The organism is Gordonia sp. UBA7860, assembly GCF_002500165.1.
In the GTDB taxonomy this organism is placed as follows: domain Bacteria; phylum Actinomycetota; class Actinomycetes; order Mycobacteriales; family Mycobacteriaceae; genus Gordonia; species Gordonia sputi.
On the sequence record NZ_DLSO01000056.1, the window covers coordinates 18,431 to 38,601 of the forward strand.

The 20,171-nt window shown below is 65.0% G+C and carries 22 protein-coding genes; 12 read left to right on the forward strand and 10 right to left on the reverse strand.

Annotated features, from left to right (window positions below):
* The first annotated feature begins 130 nt into the window (after positions 1 to 130).
* The 5 genes from B3T59_RS08095 (at position 131) to B3T59_RS08115 (ending at position 5,590) form a co-directional block, all read left to right on the forward strand.
* The gene (locus tag B3T59_RS08095) at positions 131 to 616 is read left to right on the forward strand and encodes a hypothetical protein (RefSeq protein ID WP_231894579.1); all 486 of its coding nucleotides are present in this window, start codon (positions 131 to 133) and stop codon (positions 614 to 616) included.
* An 88-nt stretch (positions 617 to 704) separates the two neighbouring features.
* The gene (fadD1, locus tag B3T59_RS08100) at positions 705 to 2,294 is read left to right on the forward strand and encodes a fatty-acid--CoA ligase FadD1 (RefSeq protein WP_064904138.1); all 1,590 of its coding nucleotides are present in this window, start codon (positions 705 to 707) and stop codon (positions 2,292 to 2,294) included.
* A 37-nt stretch (positions 2,295 to 2,331) separates the two neighbouring features.
* On the forward strand, positions 2,332 to 3,480 hold the full coding sequence (locus tag B3T59_RS08105; protein WP_231894580.1) for a TIGR03857 family LLM class F420-dependent oxidoreductase: 1,149 nt from the start codon (positions 2,332 to 2,334) through the stop codon (positions 3,478 to 3,480).
* The gene (locus B3T59_RS08110; RefSeq protein ID WP_287001959.1) at positions 3,477 to 4,568 is read left to right on the forward strand and encodes a phosphotransferase family protein; all 1,092 of its coding nucleotides are present in this window, start codon (positions 3,477 to 3,479) and stop codon (positions 4,566 to 4,568) included. Before B3T59_RS08105 ends, B3T59_RS08110 begins: the two co-directional genes overlap by 4 nt.
* On the forward strand, positions 4,565 to 5,590 hold the full coding sequence (locus tag B3T59_RS08115) for an NAD-dependent epimerase/dehydratase family protein (protein WP_064904142.1): 1,026 nt from the start codon (positions 4,565 to 4,567) through the stop codon (positions 5,588 to 5,590). Before B3T59_RS08110 ends, B3T59_RS08115 begins: the two co-directional genes overlap by 4 nt.
* 20 nt (positions 5,591 to 5,610) lie before the next feature.
* On the opposite strand, the gene B3T59_RS08120 is transcribed toward B3T59_RS08115, so the two are convergent.
* From B3T59_RS08120 to B3T59_RS08160, 9 genes are all read right to left on the reverse strand, one after another.
* On the reverse strand, positions 5,611 to 5,739 hold the full coding sequence (locus B3T59_RS08120; protein ID WP_285897416.1) for a hypothetical protein: 129 nt from the start codon (positions 5,737 to 5,739) through the stop codon (positions 5,611 to 5,613).
* 119 nt (positions 5,740 to 5,858) lie between these two features.
* Entirely contained in the window at positions 5,859 to 6,746 is an 888-nt protein-coding gene (locus B3T59_RS08125) for an SDR family NAD(P)-dependent oxidoreductase (protein WP_005206586.1), read from the reverse strand.
* Between the two features lie 28 nt (positions 6,747 to 6,774).
* Positions 6,775 to 8,040, reverse strand: coding sequence for a hypothetical protein (locus B3T59_RS08130; RefSeq protein ID WP_005206585.1), 1,266 nt, complete (start codon positions 8,038 to 8,040; stop codon positions 6,775 to 6,777).
* A gap of 8 nt (positions 8,041 to 8,048) precedes the next feature.
* Positions 8,049 to 8,591 carry a hypothetical protein gene (locus B3T59_RS08135; protein ID WP_064904144.1) on the reverse strand — a complete coding sequence of 181 codons (543 nt, stop codon included), beginning with the start codon at positions 8,589 to 8,591 and terminating at the stop codon, positions 8,049 to 8,051.
* Between the two features lie 98 nt (positions 8,592 to 8,689).
* Positions 8,690 to 8,890: a ferredoxin gene (locus tag B3T59_RS08140; RefSeq protein ID WP_064864838.1), complete on the reverse strand. Its 201-nt coding sequence runs from the start codon at positions 8,888 to 8,890 to the stop codon at positions 8,690 to 8,692.
* A gap of 9 nt (positions 8,891 to 8,899) precedes the next feature.
* Positions 8,900 to 10,261 carry a cytochrome P450 gene (locus B3T59_RS08145; protein ID WP_287001960.1) on the reverse strand — a complete coding sequence of 454 codons (1,362 nt, stop codon included), beginning with the start codon at positions 10,259 to 10,261 and terminating at the stop codon, positions 8,900 to 8,902.
* Positions 10,258 to 11,088, reverse strand: coding sequence for an SDR family oxidoreductase (locus B3T59_RS08150; protein WP_287001961.1), 831 nt, complete (start codon positions 11,086 to 11,088; stop codon positions 10,258 to 10,260). Before B3T59_RS08150 ends, B3T59_RS08145 begins: the two co-directional genes overlap by 4 nt.
* Positions 11,088 to 12,326 (reverse strand): cytochrome P450, encoded by a 1,239-nt coding sequence (locus B3T59_RS08155; RefSeq protein WP_064864847.1) that lies wholly within the window; start codon positions 12,324 to 12,326, stop codon positions 11,088 to 11,090. Before B3T59_RS08155 ends, B3T59_RS08150 begins: the two co-directional genes overlap by 1 nt.
* Positions 12,327 to 12,402: 76 nt before the next feature.
* Entirely contained in the window at positions 12,403 to 12,990 is a 588-nt protein-coding gene (locus tag B3T59_RS08160) for a TetR/AcrR family transcriptional regulator (protein ID WP_287001962.1), read from the reverse strand.
* 81 nt (positions 12,991 to 13,071) lie between these two features.
* Between B3T59_RS08160 and B3T59_RS08165 the strand changes: the two genes are divergently transcribed.
* From B3T59_RS08165 to B3T59_RS08195, 7 genes are all read left to right on the forward strand, one after another.
* A complete protein-coding gene (locus B3T59_RS08165) occupies positions 13,072 to 14,538 on the forward strand; it encodes an aldehyde dehydrogenase (protein WP_287001963.1) in 1,467 nt (488 codons plus the stop codon).
* 218 nt (positions 14,539 to 14,756) lie between these two features.
* Positions 14,757 to 15,494, forward strand: a complete 738-nt coding sequence (locus B3T59_RS08170; protein ID WP_287001964.1) for an SDR family oxidoreductase — start codon at positions 14,757 to 14,759, stop codon at positions 15,492 to 15,494.
* Complete coding sequence (locus tag B3T59_RS08175; RefSeq protein ID WP_287001965.1) at positions 15,491 to 16,360, forward strand: NAD(P)-dependent oxidoreductase; 870 nt, start codon at positions 15,491 to 15,493, stop codon at positions 16,358 to 16,360. Before B3T59_RS08170 ends, B3T59_RS08175 begins: the two co-directional genes overlap by 4 nt.
* Complete coding sequence (locus B3T59_RS08180) at positions 16,357 to 16,761, forward strand: carboxymuconolactone decarboxylase family protein (protein ID WP_287001966.1); 405 nt, start codon at positions 16,357 to 16,359, stop codon at positions 16,759 to 16,761. The genes B3T59_RS08175 and B3T59_RS08180 overlap by 4 nt, the downstream gene beginning before the upstream one ends.
* 9 nt (positions 16,762 to 16,770) lie before the next feature.
* A complete protein-coding gene (locus B3T59_RS08185; protein WP_287001968.1) occupies positions 16,771 to 18,144 on the forward strand; it encodes an alpha/beta hydrolase domain-containing protein in 1,374 nt (457 codons plus the stop codon).
* A gap of 63 nt (positions 18,145 to 18,207) precedes the next feature.
* Positions 18,208 to 18,828 (forward strand): PaaI family thioesterase, encoded by a 621-nt coding sequence (locus B3T59_RS08190; protein ID WP_287001969.1) that lies wholly within the window; start codon positions 18,208 to 18,210, stop codon positions 18,826 to 18,828.
* Positions 18,829 to 18,861: 33 nt separating this feature from the next.
* On the forward strand, positions 18,862 to 19,812 hold the full coding sequence (locus tag B3T59_RS08195) for an amidohydrolase family protein (RefSeq protein ID WP_287001970.1): 951 nt from the start codon (positions 18,862 to 18,864) through the stop codon (positions 19,810 to 19,812).
* A gap of 14 nt (positions 19,813 to 19,826) precedes the next feature.
* On the opposite strand, the gene B3T59_RS08200 is transcribed toward B3T59_RS08195, so the two are convergent.
* Positions 19,827 to 20,102, reverse strand: a complete 276-nt coding sequence (locus B3T59_RS08200) for a DUF2277 domain-containing protein (RefSeq protein ID WP_064904187.1) — start codon at positions 20,100 to 20,102, stop codon at positions 19,827 to 19,829.
* Positions 20,103 to 20,171 lie beyond the last annotated feature (69 nt).

Consider the following 20,171-nt stretch of genomic DNA (forward strand, 5'->3'; position numbering starts at 1 on the left):
TACGAAACCCGCGGAAAGGTTTTCCCTACTTCCTGCGCCCCGCCCCAGCCTCACCCCAGCGACCCGAGCGCGCCCGCACGCGCGCTGGTACCGTTAAATCCAACTGTGACAGAAGGGGCTGGTGATACCAGTGGGACGAACACTTCAGCGCGCTGCGCTCGGGGCTGCTATCGGACTGACGGCCACGTCGACGCTCCTGGCGACGGCCGGGTCCGCGCACGCCGCGCCGGCCGCCGACCCGCAGATCCCTGCGTCGTCGATCTCGCAGACTCCGAATGCAGGCATCGCGACCAGCGGCGACATCCCCTTTGCTGCGTTCGTCGCTCCGATCGCGGCGGCGTCGCCCGACCCGAACACACTGCGGGTGTGGCTCGAGCCGATGCCGGGCAACGCCTGCGCCGCGGCGCTGCGCTCGGCGGTCGTCGGGTTCGAGTGGCACAACACCGCCACCAAGAAGTCCGGGACCACCACCTTCGCGGCATGCAAGGAGGGCAAGCCCGCGCTCAGCCCCGCACTGCAGACCGGGCCGGGGCCGATCTCGTTCACCACGAGCGTCGTCGGACGCGGTGGCGCGACGTTCACCCTGAGTCCCGGAAGCGGCACCATCTCGCGCTGACCGCCACGTCGAGCGGCATCGCCAAGCGTTGGTAGACAATTTCTCGAATCTGTATACCCCGCCGTAGAACAGGTTCTAGATTTGGCGCATGGCGCAGACCGTGACCGAACTCCTGATCGACCGTGACAACGACGACTCCCTGGCGATTCTGTACGACGACAGTCGCTGGACATGGCGCGAATATCTCGACGACGCGCGGCGCACCGCGGCCACCGTCCTCGGCCGCGCCGACACCAAGCGCCCGATGCACATCGGCGTCCTGCTCGACAACAGTCCCGCGATGCTCATCGCGCTCGCCGCAGGCGCGCTCGGCGGGTACGTGACGGTCGGGATCAACAACACTCGACGCGGCGAGGCTCTCGCCAACGACATCGTGCGCGGCGACTGCCAGATCCTGCTCACCGACGCCGAGCACCTTCCACTCCTCGACGGCCTCGAGCTTCCCGGAGTCGAGGTCATCGACACATCGTCCGCCGAGTGGCCCCGGCTTCTCGCCGACGCGGAGGAGCTGACCCCGCACTCGGTACCGAACGCTACCGACCCCTTCATGCTGATCTTCACCTCGGGCACGAGCGGCAACCCGAAGCCGGTTCAGTTGGCGCACATGCTCGTTCCGTTCGCCGGGCCGCCCCTTGCCGAACGCTTCGGCATCACCTCCGACGACATCTGCTATCTCTCGATGCCGCTCTTCCACTCCGCGGCGCTCCTCGGAGGGTATTGCGTCGCAGCCGTTTCCGGCGCGGCAATGGTGCCCGCCAGATTCTCTGCTTCCCGATTCCTCGACGACGTTCGGCGCTACGGCGTCACCTACATGAACTACGTCGGCAAGCCTCTCGCCTACATCCTCGCGACTCCCGAGCAACCCGACGACGCAGACAACACACTGCGCGCCGCATTCGGCAACGAAGCCACCGACCGCGACATCGACGACTTCGCACGACGTTTCGACTGCCAGGTCTGGGACGGCTTCGGCTCCACCGAGTTGGCGATCATCATCACCCGCGAACCAGGAACTCCACGCGGCTCCGTCGGGAAGGGGTTTCCCGGCGTCGCCGTCTACAACCCGGCAACCGGGACCGAGTGTCCACCAGCACAATTCGACGACACCGGCGCACTCCTCAACGCCGACGACGCGATCGGTGAGATCGTCAACACCTTCGGCGCGGGCATGTTCACCGGCTACTACAACGACCCCGCGACCACGTCGGAAAGGCTGCGCGACGGCATGTACTGGTCGGGTGACCTCGCCTACAAGGACGCCGACGGTTGGCTCTACCTCGCCGGCCGCACCGGCGACTGGATGCGTGTCGACGGCGAGAACATGACAGCAGGCCCCATCGAGCGAATCCTGTTGCGCCTACGCGACATCAGTCAGGTCGCCGTCTACGCGGTTCCCGACGATCAGGTTGGCGACGCGGTCATGGCGGCCGTCATCCTCACCGACGACAGTTCCTTGACCCCAGGCGAGTTCGCGCAATTCCTTGCGGCGCAGCCAGATCTGTCACCGAAAGCATGGCCACGGTACGTCCGCATCGCCGACGACCTGCCGACGACGGCGACAAACAAGATCGTCAAACGTCAGCTCAAACACGAGGGCGTGAGCGCGGGCGACGATACCCTCTGGGTACGCGAACCGCGCGGCACCGAGTACCGCGCGGCGTCGCCCGCGAGCGTGTGACATCTCGACGGTGACACCGATGAACGCGGTGGAATCGATGCACACAGTGAAATCGTCGCACTCGGGAGAATCGATGCTCCCCGAGCTCGGCTACTACGCACTCTCACGGCATCCGGTATGCCCCGCCGATCTCGTCGACGAGGCGAAGTTGGCCGAGCGCATCGGTCTCGGCACAGCATTCGTGTCCGAACGGTTCAACATCAAAGACGCAGCCGTGCTCAGCGGAGCACTCGGTGCTGCGACGAGCCGCATGGGAATCGCGACTGCCGCAACCAATCACAACACCAGGCATCCCATCGTCACCGCCACGATGACGGCAACCCTCGCGGAGCTGACGAACGACCGGTTCGCGCTCGGCTTGGGCAGGGGTATCTCCGCACAGTGGCAGATCCTCGGGATCGACGATGTGACCAGTGCACAGTTGGCCGACATCAGCGACGTGCTGCGTCGACTGTGGCGCGGTGAGATGATCGGCGGCCACGACGGCCCCGCGGGCTCGTATCCACTGCTGAATCTCGGTGTGGCCGTTGCACCCGTGCCCATTCTGCTGGTGACCATGAGTGAAAGAACCCTGGAACTGGCGGGACGAATCGCGGACGGCGTCGTCCTCCACACCTTCCTCGACGACGCGGCGACGTCGAAGGAGGTTGCCACCGTGCGGGATTCAGCCCTCCGCGCGGGCCGTGATCCGGAAATGATTCGGATCTGGTCGGTGCTGGCAACCGTCGGCGACGAGCTCGCGGACCAGGATCGCCAACGCAGACTCTACGGCCGTCTCGCGACCTACCTGCAGGGCTACCCAGATGCACTCATGCGTGCGAACCGCTGGAGCACAGCCGATCTCGATCGTGTTCGCGCAACGTCTGCATTCTCCGAGGCCACCGGCCCCATCGACGCCACCGCAACGGCCGAACAACTCGACGAACTCGCACAGGCGATTCCGCAACACTGGGTCGCCGACAGCGCCGTCGGTTCGGCATCCGACTGCGCCACCGCGGTGGCGAGGCAATTCGATCTCGGCGTCGACTCTGTCATCCTGCACGGCGCGACTCCGACTGAGCTGGCGCCGGTGATCGACGCGTACCGCGCGAAGCGCTCCCCTGCCGTACGCGATCTGCCCGCGAATCCGGGGCTGATGACACCGCGAGGAGCCGAGCCCATGACACCGCGAGGAGCCAGCTTGTGACCACTCAACCACGCGCCGAAATACCCACGAAGATCAGCGATGTCACACCTGACTGGCTCACCGATCTCCTCCGCGCAAGCGGCTTCGACGAGGCACACGTCGTCGAAGTCGACGCAACGCCCGTCGGGACCGGCCAGATGGCGAGTTCTTATCGGCTTGCGCTGCGCCACGCAACCCCGTGCCGTCTTCCCGACACGATGGTGGCCAAGCTCGCAACCGGCCCTGCCGCCCAGCGCGAGTTCGGCTCAGGCGCTTTTCGAAGCGAGGTCCGCTTCTACCGGGAACTCGCCGTGACCCTCCGGGTACCGACACCCGCGATGTTCGCTGCCGTCAGTTCCGATTCGGGGAGCGAGTTCGTGCTGCTCCTCGAAGACATCGCCGACGGCCGCCAAGGCGATCAGATCGCCGCGTGTAGTCCTGCACAGGTGCGTTCGGTCGCGGTTGCGGCCGCGGGACTGCACGGCCCACGGTGGGACGACACCACACTCCTCGACGATTTCCCTCTCCCGACGCCGAGCGATTGCGACGTGTTGGAGTCACTGCTCGACCCGATGGCCGAGGTGTTTCGTGCGCGTCTCGCATTGAGCGACGCGCAGTCGGCCGTCGTCGACTGGTTGATCCGCGGCGCAGGCCCGTGGATACGGACACCTGCCGAGCACTTCGCCCTCATCCACGGCGACCTTCGCGCCGACAACGTCGTGTTTCGTGACGACGGCTCGCTGTCCATACTCGACTGGCAGACGATCACCACCGGGAACCCCATGCGTGACATAGCGTTTCTGCTCGCGACGAGTCTCACCCCAGACGCCCGCAGGATGCATGAGAAAAGTATTGTCACCGACTACCACCACGCGGTGCGCGCATGGGGCGCTGCGCTGTCGACACCCGGCGCACCGTCGAGCGTCCTCGATTACACCTTCGACGACTGCTGGCGCGACTACATCGACAACCTCATCCAGGCTCCGCTGATCATCGTCTTCGGCGCCGCGGCTGCACAACCCACCAAGAGAGGTGACGCGATGTTCAGCGTGATGCTCGAGCGTACGGCTGCGGCAGTGGCCGATCTCGCCCCGGAGCGCCTGAGATGACCAGCCTGGTGATCGGGGCGAGCGGATTCCTCGGTTCAACGCTGACTCGTCGACTTGTCGACTCGGGCGAAGACGTACGAATCCTGGTGCGCCCCACCAGCGATACGCGCACGATCGACGACCTCGACGTCGACCGGCACGTCGGTGAGTTGAATCACGCGGACACACTCGCCGACGCGATGTCGGGCTGTACCGATGTCTACCACTGTGCCGTTGACACGCGGGCGTGGCTCCTTGACCCCGCACCGTTGTACGAGACCAACGTCGAGCTTCTACGCTCCGTACTGGAGGTTGCTGCACGTATTCCACTGCGGCGCTTTGTCTTCACCAGCACAATGGCGACGATCGGCATACCGAAGTCGGGTCTCGCAGACGAAGACACCGAGTTCAACTGGGACCGCCGGGCAACAGACTATGTGCGATCGCGGGTCGCAGCGGAACGACTCGCGCTCGGCTACGCACGCGAGCACGCTGTACCGCTCGTTGCGATGTGTGTCTCGAATACCTACGGCGCCGGAGATGCGGTACCCACTCCGCACGGGTCGTTCGTCGCGGGTGCCGCGCTCGGCAAACTGCCCTTCGGCGTGCGCGGAATGCGTTGCGAATCAGTCGGTATCGACGACGCCGCAGATGCGCTCGTCCTCGCCGCGGAGCGCGGACGCAATGGTGAACGCTACATCATCTCGGAACGGTCCATCGATCTCGGCGAAGTCATCCGCACCGCCGCCGCAACCGCTGGCCGTGCAGCACCCAGACCCGTGCTGGGCCGTGCCGCGCTCTATGCCGCCGGCGCGGTCGGTTCAGCGAAGTCGACACTTACCCATACACCGGGCAAGCTACGCATCGGTACGGTGCGTCTGATGCACTGCATTCCAGAGATGAGTCACGACAAAGCTGTTCGCGAACTCGGATGGCAGCCAAGGCCGGTCACCGAGGCGATAGCTGACGGCGCACGGTACTGGGTCGAGCGGGCAGAGCAGCGCCGACGCCGCGCCAACACACCCTCCCAGCGGTCGGGCTGAGCGCCGAGTGTCATCGACGCTCAGCACAGGTACGCGACGATCGCCTCGACGAGTCCGCGACGGAGACCGTCGGACTCATTCTTCTCGTCCTCGCGGTCGTGGTGTGTCTGCGTCGCCCACGCAGGACACACGACGATCCGCACACGCACGGTCCCACCGCGACCGAACCGCCGCTGGGCGGCTCCGCGAACTGATCTCATAGATGCCGATTTGGTATGGGGTTTGTGCCGCAATCACGTGCAAACCCCATACCGATCTTCTCGACAACTCACTCTGAGAGCAGCCCTGCCAACTCCGCCAAACTGTATGGCTCCGTGTCTTTATGGTCGCGGTAGGCCACGAACGTCGGTTGGTGCGGATCGTATCGACCGATGAAACCCCCCGACGCCGTGAAGATCTGGCCGGTGATCCTGGCGGCGGCATCGCTCGCAAGGAATGTGTAGAGCTGGGCAACGTATTCGGGCGGTGCGGGAGCGAGCGCCGCGTCGCGGGTGAAGTCGTCCAGTATCCCTCTCGCATGCAGGCTTTCGATGTGTCTGACGTAGTCCGGCCCCGACGACAGCCTCGACTTCGCGCCGGGCATCACGACATTGACGCGCACCCCGGAACTCTTCAGATCGCCCGACGCGGCGAGCGCGAGAGCGTTCACCCCGCCCTTCGCCGCGGGATAGCCACTCCCACCGAACGTTCCCAACGACGCGGCCGACCCTGTCAACACGATCGAGCCCGACCGCTGTCCGACGAAAACCCTCGCAGCGGACTGGGTGAGGAAGAAGGCGCTCATCAGATGTGCGTCGAGTTGCTCGCGGAATTCGGCGGGCGTGATTGTCAGGACCGTCGACCCAGGGGGTTCGGCTATTCCGGCACAGTTCACGGCGACGTCGAGTGCGCCGAACGTGTCGAGCGCAGTCATGACCATTTTCTCGGCGACGCCCTCGTCGCCCGCCGACCCGCAGACGCCCACCGCGTAGCCACCGCCGCCTGTGATCTCGGCGACCGTGTCGTCGACGGCCCTCGCGTCACGGCCATTGACCACGAGCGAGACCCCGTGTCCGGCGAGGGCATACGCGACGTTCAGACCGATCCCCCGCGTCGACCCCGCGATGATCGCGACGCGCCCGGACAGGTGCGCGTCGATCGGGACGTCGGCCGCCATCAGATCTCGACAGCGCAGTGCGCGACCATCAGACCGGACTGCCGATCGGCGTGATGGGTAGCGATCGCCCACGATCGACGAACTCCCATGCGGCACCGGAACTGAATCGTGCGATAGCGACCTCGCCGGACTCCGACCTCTCGACGTCGGTGAGCGCGAACGTGACCTCGAGGGCTTCGCCGGTGTCGGTGACCGTCTCGACGTTCCAGTGCGCGTCGACACCTGTGGCGATCGCCTGCAACGGTTCGACGTGCTCGGCGTCGAACAGTGTGAGCCAACCACCGTCGGATCGTGCATCGGAGCTGTGCGGAATAGCCAGCACGACGCCATCCTCGACGACTCGCGCCGTCACGCCGGTGTACTGCACGGGCCCGAGTACGGGGATCAGCGATATCACGGTGGCCAATCCCTGCGCGTCGGGGGCGAGCGCCAACGCGCTGCGCAGTCGATCTGCCGCAAGGCCCGCGATACCGATCAACTGTTTGCGATAGATCTCGTCAACCTGTTCGGGGCTGTCGGCATGGCGTCGCAGTGACACGAGGAAGCCGAGGGCGAGCAACTGATGCTGCAGCGCAACCTCTTCCGCGATCCGGACGAGTGCGGTGTGCGACCATTCGCGGAACTGGAGGTCGTCACACAGGTCTCCGCGATAGTCGACGCGCCCGTCCGTCGCGGTCGTGTCGATCGTGCTCAACTGGACCGATGCCGCGTGTCTGGTGAACATCTCCTCGGCGTCGGGCGGCAGTGGTAGCTCGTCGCGGTCGGGTTCGATCGTCACGGTCCATGCGCAGTGCGGGTGTTGGTCGGTTGGTCTGCGGGGCGGCCGGTGAATGGGTCTGATGCGCGCTCGCCGATTCGTCGCGATGGCGGTGGCGTCGAAGGTCGGGTCCTCGATGTCGTGGCACATCGCGGTCACGTAGTCGTCCCCGAGCGGCTCTACATCCATCAGTGCCCCACAGTGATTGAGCACGAAGGAGCCGTGGTACTCGTCATCGATCTCGTAGCGGAAGTCCATGAACTGCGGTGGTGCCCCGATATCGAGTTGCAGGCATTTGAACATGTCGGCCACACCGTCGCCGTCGACGCCGAGCGCGTCGCGCATCCGGTGGGTGTAGACGGGGCTCGCGGCCATCCACTCCTCGATGGCTATCTGCGCCATCGTCTCCCGGCCGAAAGCGCTGATGAGGTGGGCCATCCCGCTGCGATCGATCAACTGACCCGACAGCAGTAGTTCAGGCACGATCGTCGCGAGTTGACGACCGGTGAGATCCGAGTACGTCCGGGCTGTGGGCATCTCGTGAATCACCAGAACTCGACGGGCGCCTTGCCGAACGGATACCAGCCGGGCTGGTCGCCGGTGGCCTTTTCGATCCGCTTGAGCATCCCGTCGCTCATCGCATTGTCCTTCAGCAGTTCGATGAACAGTGCCGAAACGTTGCCGTAGTCGAAGAAGTCACGCTGCCAACGGAATTGGAAGTTGCCACCGTACTTGAACCAGCTTCCCTGAATACCTTCGAGAGCGTACGGGGTCCCGTCGTCACGCTTGCGCTCGTACACCTGCTTCCACAGGCCGATCATCGAACCGGTGCGGTCGTCGATCACCCATTCCTGATACGGATAGGTCCACCCCTCGAGACCCTCCATCTCCTGACCGAGCGCGATCTCGCGGATCTCATCGCGGCCGACGGCCATGAAGTCCTTGTCCGGACCGTAGTTCCAGCCGTATGTGGCGTCCTCGGTGTAGAAGTCGGCCAGCGGCTTCCAGTCACCGGCCCGCTCGGCGACGATGTTCGCCTCGAGCCACCGCTCCTTCATCTCCTCTAGTTCTGCACGATCGAATGCCATGCCGTCACCTCTCGTTCGCTGTTCTTCAGGCACTTCTGTGTTCTCGGGTCGGTGTGTGTTGTCAGGTTGCGCTGCGTTCTCAAGCTCTGCTGCGCTTCTCACGCCCTGCTGTCTTCGACGATCCGCAGGGCCTGGGTGGGGCAGTACTGCACGGCGGCCTCCACCTCGGCGCGTTTGCTCTCGTCGGGCTGCGGTTCGAGGATGTCGACATGATCGACCTGGGCCTCGAACACGTCCGGTGCCTCCATCTGACACATGCCGTGCCCCTGGCAGATGTCGAGATCGACCTCGATTCGCATATCGCCCTCCTACTTCCGCCGTCTGCGGTAGCGCACCCGGCACGGCTGTGCGAGTTGCACCACCATCTTCGAGTGGTCGTTGCGGTAGGAATCCGACGGCTGGGACATCTCGAACTCGTAGTTCTGAAACAGCACCGAGAAGATCGCCTTGAGTTGCATGATCGCGAATTGTGCCCCCACGCAACGGTGTCGACCGGCACCGAAGGGTATCCACGTCCAGCGGTTGGCGAGATCTTCTTGGCGCGGCTTCACATAACGGTCGGGGTCGAAGGCGTCGGGCTCGGGAAAATCGTCGGGCAACCGATTCGATACCGCGGGCGATACCGCAATCGTCTGCCCCGCACGAACTTCGAAATCGTCGACCTGAAAGTCCTGCTGCACCAGGCGCATCAGAATGATCAGCGGCGGGTGCAGGCGAAGCGACTCCTTGAGTGCGTTCTCGAGCTGCGGCATCTGCCTGGTGTGAGCGAAGGTGTACTCCGGACGCTCGCCCGCCGGTGTGTCGCCGTAGATCTCGTCGAGTTCGTCGTAGACGCGCTGCATGTAATCGGGGTTGCGCAGCAGTTCGATCAGGGTCCAAGCGGCTGTGCCCTGTGTGGTGTGGTGACCCGCGAACATCATCGAAATGAACATCCCGGTGATGGTGTCGGCGTCGAAGCCCACCTGGATGAGCACGTCCATCAGGTCGCGATCATCCTTGTCCTCATCGGAACCGTCATCGCGGCGCGCAATGCGCTCGTTCATGATGCCCTGGATGAAGTCGACGAGCTCCGCCCGCGCGGAGTCGCGCTTGCGGAAGCTCTCGATGTCGGCGTGCATGTCGACGTAGGCGATCGGGTCGGTGCCCTTCTCGAGGTCGTGGAACAACTCGGAAACCCGCTTGTCGAGTTGTTCACGGAACTTGCGGCCGATCAGACACGCCGACGAGGTGTAGAGCGTCAGTTCACCGAAGAATTCGAGGAGGTCGATCTCGCCTTCGTCACCCCACCGGGCGATGATGCGTTCGACCTCGTTGGGAATCGTCACCGCGTGCTGCTTCATGTGCGGCCCCTTGAGCGCGGCGTTGTGGATCGCCTTGGATCGCTCCTCCGGACTCGCGTCGAAGACAACTCCCTCACCGAAAACCGGTGTCATGAAAGGATATGCCGCCGCTTGATCGAGATCCTCCTCCGGTGCGCGGAAGAAGTCCTCGTTGGCCGCGGCACCCGACACCAGCACCACCTCCCGGTCGGCGAGCTGGAACTGCCCGACGTCTCCACACTCGTCGCGCACGCGCCAGAACAGTCCGATCGGGTCGGCTGCCAGTTCGTCGAGGTGTCCGTGCGCTCCGTCGCCACCGGACACTCGTTTCGGCGTCGTCAGTGTGCTCATTTCGTGCCTCCGGTCGTCTCGTCTCCGGTCATGTCTGCTCCCCCACCGCTCTTGTCGCGTGAGATGGCGCCCTCGGCCTCGACCTCGACGACGCGCATGTGCGCACCGCGTGGCATGCCGACGATCGCCGAGATCGCCTGGGCAATATGTTCTGGTGCAAGGAAATTGCCGTGTCTGGCAAGTCCGTGGGTGATCCACGAGTTGAGCATCTTCTCCATCACCTCGGGTGCGAGGTTGAAACCCATGCCGGTGATGGTCTGGCCCGGACGGACGATACTGGCGCGGACGCCCGTGCCCTCGAGTTCGAGTTGCGCTGTGGCAACCAAGCCGTCGACGCCCGTCTTCGCCGCGACATAGGCCGACGACCATGGTCGTGGACGCACCGCGACGTCGGACCCGATGAACACGAAATCGCCACGACCGCGGTCGATCATCCCGGGGACGATGTTGCGGTAGAGCCGATGTGCACCCACGAGGTGGATGTCGACCTGAGACGCGAAATCCGTTTCGCTCATCTCATAGGAGAGCCCGACGTCGAGGTCGCCGGCTCCGGCAACCGCGATCTCGATTGGCCCCAGCGCGGCTTGGGCTTTCGCGACGCAGTCGCGCACCGACGCGTCGTCGGTCACATCGAGTGGGACGGCGACCGCCTCGCCTCCAGCACCCGCGATCTTGTCGGCGAGCTCCTGTAGCTTGTCGACACGTCGGGCGGCCAGTGCGACGGGATAGCCTGCGGCGGCGAGGTACTCGGCCGTCGCGGCCCCGATTCCCGACGACGCTCCCGCAACGAGTACGGGCCGACGCTCCGGATGAGGTATGTATGCCATCAGCGCACCGTCACCTTCACCGGGAGTGACGCGAATCCGCGCACGTTCACCGAGTGCACCCGTTCTGCGTTGGCGATGTCGATGTCGACTGAGCGAATCGACCGAACCACCTCGGCGAGGCCGATGTTCGCCTCGAGCCGCGCGAGATGCGCGCCGAGGCAGAAGTGTGCTCCCATACCGAAACTCATCAATGCCTGGCTGCAGTCGCGACCGATGCGATACGACGACGCGTCGTCGAATACATTCTCGTCGCGGTTCGCCGAGCCGACGAGGAGTAGTACCCGGTGACCTTCCGGAATGACCTGCTCACCGTAGGTGACGTCTCCGGCCACTCTGCGCAGCACCATCTGTGTCGAATTGTCGTAGCGCAGTGTCTCTTCGGTCCACTGCGGCACCACTTCGGGATCGGCGAGCACCTTGGCGAGCTCATCGGGATTGCGCCAGCCCCAATACAGCGCGTTGGCAAGCAGTTTGGTGGTCGTCTCGTTGCCGGCGACCACCATGAGGACCATGAACCCGACGATCTCGTCCTCGGTCAGTGTGGTCTTCTCGCCCGTCTCGTCGTCGTCGATTTCCGCGGTGATGAGTGCGGATACGAGGTCGTCGCCGAGGTTGCTACGGCGTTCGGCGATGAGTGCGGAGTAGTACTTGTGCAGTTCGAGGTAGGCGTAGACGGCTGCCTCGGGGATGTCGAGAACACCCTCCTCGCGGTGCAGCAACAGGTCCGACTGCTTCCGCAGATACGCGCGGTCGGATTCGGGCACACCGAGCATTTCCGATACGACGTCCATCGGGAGCAGGCCGGCGAAGTCGGCGACGTAATCGAACTCGCCTTTATCGAGGCACGAACTCCAATGATGGTGTGTCAGTGCGGTGATCCGACCGGCGAGGTCGTTGACCCGACGCGGAGTGAAGCCCTTCGAGACGAGCTTGCGGATTCTCATGTGCTTGGGATCGTCCATGGCGAGAAACGACATCGACTTGTGTGCGTCGGGTCCGTACGACGACGGGTCCATCGACACGCCCCACGCATTCGACAGATTCACACTGTCGCGGAACGCGTTTCGCACATCGTCGTGACCGGCGAGCGCCCAGAAATCCAGATCCGAGTTGTAATACACCGGCGCCTGATCGCGCAGTCGCGCGTACGTCGGGTACGGATCCTCGTGGAAGTCGTAGGCATAGGGGTCGAAAGGAATCTGTTGCTGCATCCCCGCGACCATTGCGGTCTCGGTCATCGATGAACCTCCATTGACGGTATGTGCATGTCGAAGGCGTGCCTTCGGGCGGGGTCGCGCACCTGGCGCTACCCACCTAGGGCTGCGCCGACAGGATCAGGCGTGCTGCGGCGACGAGCCGCTCGGACGTCTGTTCGTAGGTCAGATGTCCCATGCCGGCGTGGACGAGACCGCCCGCGTAGAGCATCTCGAGTGCGTCGACAACCGGACCGGGATGTTCGACGTCGACCTCGAGCGCCTGCGCGAGTCGCGTCCGGATGAAGCCACCGATCCGCAACCTCAGGTGCTCGACGTCGGGGTCGGTACCGAGCAATGCGACCGTGACCGCGCCGCCGAGTTGCCCCTCACCCGCGACCACAAGCGACACGTTGCGCAGGATCTCGGCAACCCGATCCTCGCGCGAGAGCGAGGCGTCGGCCTCTGGCACTCCCTCGGCCAGCCGACGCCAAAAGACCTCTGCCACAAGGTGACTCTTCGACGAGAAGTAGGTGTACGCCGTCGCGGGCGCGACCCCTGCACGCTTGGCGACCACCCTCACCGTCAGGCCGTCAAAACCGTCTGAATTGAGTACATCGACCGCGGCATCTGTCAGCCGCGCAACCGTCTCGGCTTGCTGTGCGGTCAGTCGGCGGCGCGTGGATTCCTGCGACACGGGGCTGGACATGTGACCGACGCTACACTAGGTTTGAACTCGAGTCCAGACACCTGTCCAGATAGTCTTCCAGTCAGCGTTGGAGCCCAGTTCATGTCACTTCGTCCAGCATCAGCGTCGGATCTACTGATCGACGGCAAGCTCATTCCCGGCAGCGGCGGCGTCTTCGACGTCGTGAATCCGGCAACCGAGGAGGTCATCGGCCAGGCGGCCGACGCAACCCTCGACGATATGGACGCGGCCATCGCCGCCGCCCGCCACGCCTTCGACACGACCAACTGGTCGCGCGACGCCACATTCCGCGCACACTGCCTGCGACAACTGCGCGACGCACTGCTCGCCCACACAGACGAACTGCGCGAGCTCACCGTCGCCGAGGTCGGTTGCCCGGTGTTCCTCACTCACGGACCGCAGCTGGAGGGCCCGATCCGCGACCTCGGATACTTCGCCGATCTGGCGGAGTGCTACGAGTGGACCCACGACCTCGGCGAGGCAAAGCCCATGGGAATCAGGAACACCCGCGAGATCCGAAAAGAGGCGGTCGGCGTCGTCGGAGCAATCACACCGTGGAACTTCCCGCATCAGATCAACTTCGCCAAGATCGGACCGGCGCTGGCAGCGGGCTGCACCGTCGTGCTGAAGCCGGCACCTGATACACCCTGGTGCGCTGCTCTGGTCGGCAAGGTGATCGCAGAAGAGACCGACTTTCCGCCGGGCGTCGTCAACATCGTGACGTCGAGTGATCACGCACTCGGGGCACAGTTGTCGACCGATCCGCGCGTCGACATCGTCTCGTTCACCGGCTCGACGGCCACCGGCAAGAAGGTGATGGCCTCGGCGGCCGAAACACTCAAGAAGGTCTTCCTCGAGTTGGGCGGCAAATCGGCATTCATTGTGCTCGACGACGCCGACCTTGCGTCCGCGGTCTCAATGGCCGCGTTTGCCGTCGTGACGCATGCGGGTCAGGGCTGCGCGATCACCACCCGACTCGTCGTCCCAAGTGAGAAGCTCGCGGAGGCAACAGCATTGGCGCGCGACTCGCTTGCCGGGTTCGCAGCGGCCGACCCCACCGATCCCGGCACGATCTGCGGCCCGGTGATCTCGGCGACGCAGCGCGAGCGTGTGGAGTCGTACATCGCGCTCGCGAAGACCGAAGGCGGCACGATCGAGATCGGCGGCACCCGGCCCGCCGACAAGGAGAAGGGCTTCTTCGTGTCGCCGACCCTGATCTCCGGCCTCGACAACTCGTCACGCACGGCACAGGAGGAGATCTTCGGCCCGGTGCTCGTCATCCTCGGCCACGACGGCGACGACGACGCCATCCGCATCGCCAACGACTCCCCGTATGGCCTCTCGGGGGCCGTCTGGGGAACCGACCGCGGCCGCATCAACAGGGTCGTCGACGGCGTCCGCACCGGAACGATGTCGATCAACGGCGGCATCTGGTACTCGGCCGACGTCCCGTTCGGCGGTTACAAACAGTCGGGCATCGGCCGCGAGATGGGCGTCGCGGGCTTCGAGGAGTACCTCGAGACCAAGGCCATCGCGGAGCCCGCGTGATCTCGACAAGCCCACCGCTGCTCGAGGGGGCGCGAGCACAGCGAGCACCCGCGTCGAGACCAGCGCCCCGCAGGCTTCGACACGCCACTCGTCCCTCGCGGCGGCTCAACCAGCGGGACAACCACCACCCGCTGGTTGAGCCGGGCGCGAGCCGCCAGGCGAGCACCCGCGTCGAAACCAGCGCGACCAACCACCACATCCAAGGAGACAGCAGCGCAATGACTTCCGCACGATTCACTGATCGCACCTACATCGTCACCGGAGCCGCGGGCGGCATCGGTGAGGCGTACGCCCGCGGCCTCGCCGCCGAGGGCGCGAACGTCGTGATCGCCGACCTCAACGACGACGCAGGCGAGAAGGTCGCCGCCGACATCGGCGGACGGTACGTCCACACCGACGTCTCCGACCCCGACTCCGCGCAGGCCCTCGCCGCCGCAACCGTCGACGCCTACGGCTCCATCGACGGCCTGGTCAACAACGCGGCAATCTACGGTGGCATGAAGCTCGACTTCCTCATCACCGTGCCGTGGGACTACTACAAGAAGTTCATGAGCGTCAACCTCGACGGCGCGCTCAACGTCACCCGTGCGGTGTACGGACACATGCGCGACGGCGGGGCCATCGTCAACCAATCCTCCACCGCCGCATGGCTCTACAGCGGCTTCTACGGCCTCGCCAAGGTCGGGATCAACGGTCTGACGCAGCAGTTGGCGACCGAACTCGGTGGCCAGAACATCCGCGTCAACGCGATCGCTCCCGGACCGATCGACACCGAGGCAACACGTGAGACGACGCCCAAGGAGATGGTCGCCGACATCGTCAACCGTCTGCCGCTCAAGCGTTTCGGCCAACCAGAAGATCTGGTCGGCATGTGCCTGTTTCTGCTCTCCGACGAGGCCAGTTGGGTCACCGGACAGATCTTCAACGTCGACGGCGGACAGGTCATCCGGTCATGACTCCCGCCGCATCGTCCCGTCTCGGCTATGTCGGGCTCGGCAACATCGGAGGCCCGATGGCCGGCCGATTGGCGAAATGGTCTGGCGGACTGACAGTTTTCGATCTCGCTCCCGACGCAGTCGCCAAAGTAGTCGATCAGGGCGCACGCGCGGCGTCGTCGTTGTCGGAGCTCGCGGCGTCGTCGGACATCATCGGCATCTGTGTGCGCGACGACGCGCAGGTCATCACCGTCGTGACGGGCCTGCTCGAGAGCGCAGCACCCGGCACGATCCTCACGGTCCACTCAACGATCGGTCCCGAGACGGCCGTCGACCTCGCCTCCGTCTGCGCCGAACGTGAAGTGACGCTGCTCGACGCCCCCATCTCCGGTGGTACACCCGGCGCTGAGCAGGGACGTCTCGCCGTGATGGTCGGCGGGCCGCGAGATGCCTACGTACGCCTGAAGGAACCCTTCGCGCTGACCTCTGACATGCTCGTCCACGCGGGAGACGACGTGGGTGCAGGCACCAAGATGAAGCTCGCTCGCAACCTGCTGCACTTCATCTCGTTCGCGGCGACCGCAGAGGCGTCGCGGTTGGCACAGGCGGCGGGCATCGACGTCGCCAAACTGGGCAAGGTGGTCCGCCACACCGACGCCATCACCGGCGGTGCGGGTGCAATCATGCTGCGCGACACCACGGCACCGATCGAACCCGAGGACTTCTGGTACGGCGTCTTCACTCACGTCCGCGAGCTCGGAGAGAAGGATCTCTCGCTCGCACTCACCCTCGGTGAGAGTCTCGACGTCGAATTGCCCCTGGGGACAGAAGCACTCGCCGATCTCGCCACAGGCCTCGGCGTGCCACACAGCGAAGGAGAGAAATGACCGACGACGCAACCCCCGACCCCGACACCCAGACCGAGCAACGCAAACGCGGACTCGATCTGATGTCTCAGGTCTACGGGTGGGAAATGTCAGACGGCCCCGGCCTGCACTTCGCGCACACTGCCGATCAGCTCTTCGCCGAGGTCTGGTCACGACCGGCGCTGAGTATCCGCGATCGACGGCTCATCCTGCTCGGCGCGCTCGCCGCGAGCGGACAGGTCGACGTTGCCGAGATCCAGGCGGGCGCCGCGCTGGGCAACGAAGAACTGACGCCCGAGCAGCTCGAAGAGATCGCGCTGTTCCTCTGCTACTACGTCGGTTGGCCGCTGGGCACCAAGATGAACATGATGTTCGGCCAAGTGATCAGCAAGTATCGCAAGTCGCAGAGTAAGCAGGGCTAGCCTCGAGGAATGACTGCGACGATCGCTTTCCGCGAGTTGACCGGCGGGGCGGGACAGACCAGCGTGATGTCTGCGTCCCCCGGTCCCGACCTCGCCGGGCATGGATATTCCGAACTCGAGTTCGCCGCCAGCGGGATTGCCCGACGCTTCGTCGACAGACCGGACGGCGAACTCGACGGTGTCGATCCCGCACCGTTCACCACACGCATCCTCGTACGTCGACCCGACGCCGCGCAGTTCAACGGTCACGTCGTCGTCGAATGGTTCAACGTCAGCAGCGGCGCCGACTCCGCACCCGAATACACCTACGTCGCAGAGGAATTGGTGCGCTCAGGAACAGCGTATATCGGCATCTCGGCGCAGTACACTGGCATCGCGGGTGGCCGAGATTCCGTCGACCTCGAGACGACGGGCGCGGGAACAGCCGGCGTGCAGGGTGATTCGCTGGAGGCGAAGGACCCGGAGCGCTATGCGGGGCTGCATCATCCGGGCGACGGGTACAGCTACGACATGTTCGGGTCGATCGCACAAGCTCTGCGCGACAACGACTCCGAACACCACCCCCTCGCAGGCCTCGACGTGCGCTGGGTCATCGCGGCAGGCGAATCGCAATCCGCAATGGCATTGACCACCTACGTGAATCGGATCGCGCAGAAACACGGCGCGATCGATGCTGCGCTGATCCACTCACGCCCACTCGGACAACTCCCCCTCGGCGAGCGGGGCAAGCCGATCGACATCTCCCCCGCCTACGCGGGCCCACCGCATCCGATCCGCTCCGACGCCACAACCCCGGTGTTCGTCGTACAGACGGAGACCGATGTACTCACCGATTTTCGCTATATCGAAGCGCGACAACCGGATACGGACGTCTTCCGCGCGTGGGAGGTCGCCGGGACGTCGCACGCGGATCTCGTACAGATCGGCGAGTACGAAGATCTCCTCGGATGCCCGCAGCCGGTCAACCGTGGCCAGCAGGTGTTTGTGCTGCGCGCAGCGGTGGCGCATCTGCGCGAGTGGATCGAGAACGGAACGCCGCCACCGACTTCCGCGCCGCTCGACGTCGACGTCACCGCCGCTTCGCCCCGCTATGCGCGCGACGACGTCGGCAACGTCCTCGGGGGCGTGCGTACACCGTGCGTCGATGCACCGACCGAGGTACTCAGCGGCGTCGTCACAGGCGACGTACCGCGCATCTGCGTGCTCTTCGGCTCCACCACACCGCTATCCGACGACGAACTCGCGACGCGCTATCCGACACACGCCGACTATCTGCGCACGTATGAGGCATCGACCGACGACGCGATCGCACGCGGAGTGATCAGCCCCGCCGACCGGGACGAAGTGCTGGCCGACGCCCGACCCGGACCCCTCACAGCCTGACACCCCGTCACCCTGACCCGGACCGTCCCTGTCTGTGTCGTTTCCGATCGAAGAGAGCCACCCGTGGACTTCACTCTAGAAGACATCTCCGACGACGAGATCGCCCGACGCCGAGCGGTTTTCGAGCCGCTGGTCGCGTCAGTGCGCGACCTCGTCGACGCCGTCATCCGTACCGAGGTCGACGACGAGGTGATCGTGGACGCCCAGCGCACGGTCTCGGGCGTCGTCGACGCTCTGCGTGCCCAACAGATCGACGGCGCCTACGGCGTGCGCTACACCAGCAACCTGGTCGGCATGGCCTGGGGCAACGCAGTGATGGGGATGCGCAACGCGATCGCGCCGCCCGTACATTCGACGCCCGACGGAGGCGGCGTACGCGCCGAGTTCACCCTCGGTGCCGCCTACGAGGGGCCACCGGGGCACGTTCATGGCGGAGTGTGCGCACTCGTCCTCGACCAGGTCCTCGGTGAAGCCGCTGCCGCCGACAACAAGGCGAGTTACACCGGCAGGATCGAATTCCGTTACATGCGACCGACTCCGCTGGGACAGTTGGTCGCTCGCGGAGAGATCGTCGAACGAGCAGGCCGGAAGAAGACAGTGCGCGGCACGCTTTCGGACGCTCGCGGGATCACCGTCGAAGCCGAGGGACTCTTCATCGTTCCGAAGGACGTGCCCGAGCTGTAGTTCGCGACGGCGCTCGCGGCGTACGGTGATTTTGTGACCGACCCAGAAACCGGAACAGCAGACACGGCCGCCCACAACCACGACACGCCGCCAGCACCGTTCACGGCTGCGGAAGCCGCGCAGGTGCGAAGCTTCTGGCGTGACCTGGGACTTCCCGGAATCATCGATGTACACACCCACTTCATGCCACGTCGGGTGATGGACAAGGTGTGGGCGTATTTCGATTCGGTCGGGCCGATGATCGGTCGGGAATGGCCAATCACTTATCGCGCCGACGAGGACGTGCGCGTTTCGGCGTTGCAGGCGTTCGGAGTTCGTGTCTACACGTCGATGATCTACCCGCACAAGGCCGACATGGCCGAATGGCTCAACGGCTGGGGCGCCGATTTCGCCGCGCACCACCCCGACTGTCTGCACACGTCGACGTTTTATCCGGAGCCGGACGCGGCGTCGTATGTCTCGAAGGCGATCGAGCGCGGGACGCGAGTGTTCAAGTCGCACATCCAGGTCGGCGACTACTCCCCGCTCGACCCGAGCCTCACGAGCGTCTGGGCGCAGATCGCGGACTCCCGCGTGCCGGTGGTGATCCATTGCGGTTCGGGGCCGACGCCCGGTCGTTTCACCGGACCCGAACCGATCGCTGCGCTGCTGCGGCAGTTCCCGTCGCTTCCGCTGATCGTCGCGCACATGGGCACGCCGGAGTACGAGGCATTCCTCGACCTTGCCGACACCTACGAGAACGTCCGGCTCGACACGACGATGTCGTTCACCGATTTTTCCGAGGAGGGTGCGCCGTTTCCGGTCGGGCTCCGGCCACGCCTACTCGACCTCGGCGACAAGATCCTGTTCGGCAGCGACTATCCGAATATCCCGTATCGCTACACCGAGGCGCTCGACGCGCTGGTACGACTCGACCTCGGCGACGACTGGTTGCGTGGGGTGTTCTACGACAACGCGGCGTCACTCTTCGGCGTCGGCGCGTGAGGTGACCGGCACGCTCAGCGCGACTGCGACGCCGCGATGCGCGCTTGCACCTCGGGTCGCCGTAGCGGTGGCACAGTTTTGGGTGGTTGTCGACGCTCTGGGAGCGAGTCGAGCAGGATTTCGGTCGCCGCTGTCACCGCCGCCACCGCGGCCTCGAACGCCTCGGTGTTGGCCGCCGACGGGTTTCGGATTCCGCTGACCTTGCGGACGTACTGCCGCGCGGCGGCCTCGACCTCGTCGTCGGTCGCGGGCGGCTCGAGCCCGCGCAGCTCGGTGATGTTGCGGCACATGGTGGCTCCTCTTCTCGGTTGGTGGCCTCGACAGGCTCGACCAGCGGTGGGCAAAGCTCGACCAGGCCC

Coding starts and splice junctions, on each gene's coding strand:
- B3T59_RS08180 (WP_287001966.1), top strand. CDS start 16,357: ATGACCGACGACGCAACCCCCGACCCCGACACCCAGACCGAGCAACGC.
- B3T59_RS08165 (WP_287001963.1), top strand. CDS start 13,072: ATGTCACTTCGTCCAGCATCAGCGTCGGATCTACTGATCGACGGCAAG.
- B3T59_RS08170 (WP_287001964.1), top strand. CDS start 14,757: ATGACTTCCGCACGATTCACTGATCGCACCTACATCGTCACCGGAGCC.
- B3T59_RS08140 (WP_064864838.1), bottom strand. CDS start 8,890: ATGCGAATCGAGGTCGATCTCGACATCTGCCAGGGGCACGGCATGTGT.
- B3T59_RS08185 (WP_287001968.1), top strand. CDS start 16,771: ATGACTGCGACGATCGCTTTCCGCGAGTTGACCGGCGGGGCGGGACAG.
- B3T59_RS08160 (WP_287001962.1), bottom strand. CDS start 12,990: ATGTCCAGCCCCGTGTCGCAGGAATCCACGCGCCGCCGACTGACCGCA.
- B3T59_RS08105 (WP_231894580.1), top strand. CDS start 2,332: ATGCACACAGTGAAATCGTCGCACTCGGGAGAATCGATGCTCCCCGAG.
- B3T59_RS08115 (WP_064904142.1), top strand. CDS start 4,565: ATGACCAGCCTGGTGATCGGGGCGAGCGGATTCCTCGGTTCAACGCTG.
- B3T59_RS08200 (WP_064904187.1), bottom strand. CDS start 20,102: ATGTGCCGCAACATCACCGAGCTGCGCGGGCTCGAGCCGCCCGCGACC.
- B3T59_RS08145 (WP_287001960.1), bottom strand. CDS start 10,261: ATGAGCACACTGACGACGCCGAAACGAGTGTCCGGTGGCGACGGAGCG.
- B3T59_RS08125 (WP_005206586.1), bottom strand. CDS start 6,746: ATGGCGGCCGACGTCCCGATCGACGCGCACCTGTCCGGGCGCGTCGCG.
- B3T59_RS08135 (WP_064904144.1), bottom strand. CDS start 8,591: ATGGCATTCGATCGTGCAGAACTAGAGGAGATGAAGGAGCGGTGGCTC.
- B3T59_RS08150 (WP_287001961.1), bottom strand. CDS start 11,088: ATGGCATACATACCTCATCCGGAGCGTCGGCCCGTACTCGTTGCGGGA.
- B3T59_RS08175 (WP_287001965.1), top strand. CDS start 15,491: ATGACTCCCGCCGCATCGTCCCGTCTCGGCTATGTCGGGCTCGGCAAC.
- B3T59_RS08155 (WP_064864847.1), bottom strand. CDS start 12,326: ATGACCGAGACCGCAATGGTCGCGGGGATGCAGCAACAGATTCCTTTC.
- B3T59_RS08130 (WP_005206585.1), bottom strand. CDS start 8,040: ATGCCCACAGCCCGGACGTACTCGGATCTCACCGGTCGTCAACTCGCG.
- fadD1 (WP_064904138.1), top strand. CDS start 705: ATGGCGCAGACCGTGACCGAACTCCTGATCGACCGTGACAACGACGAC.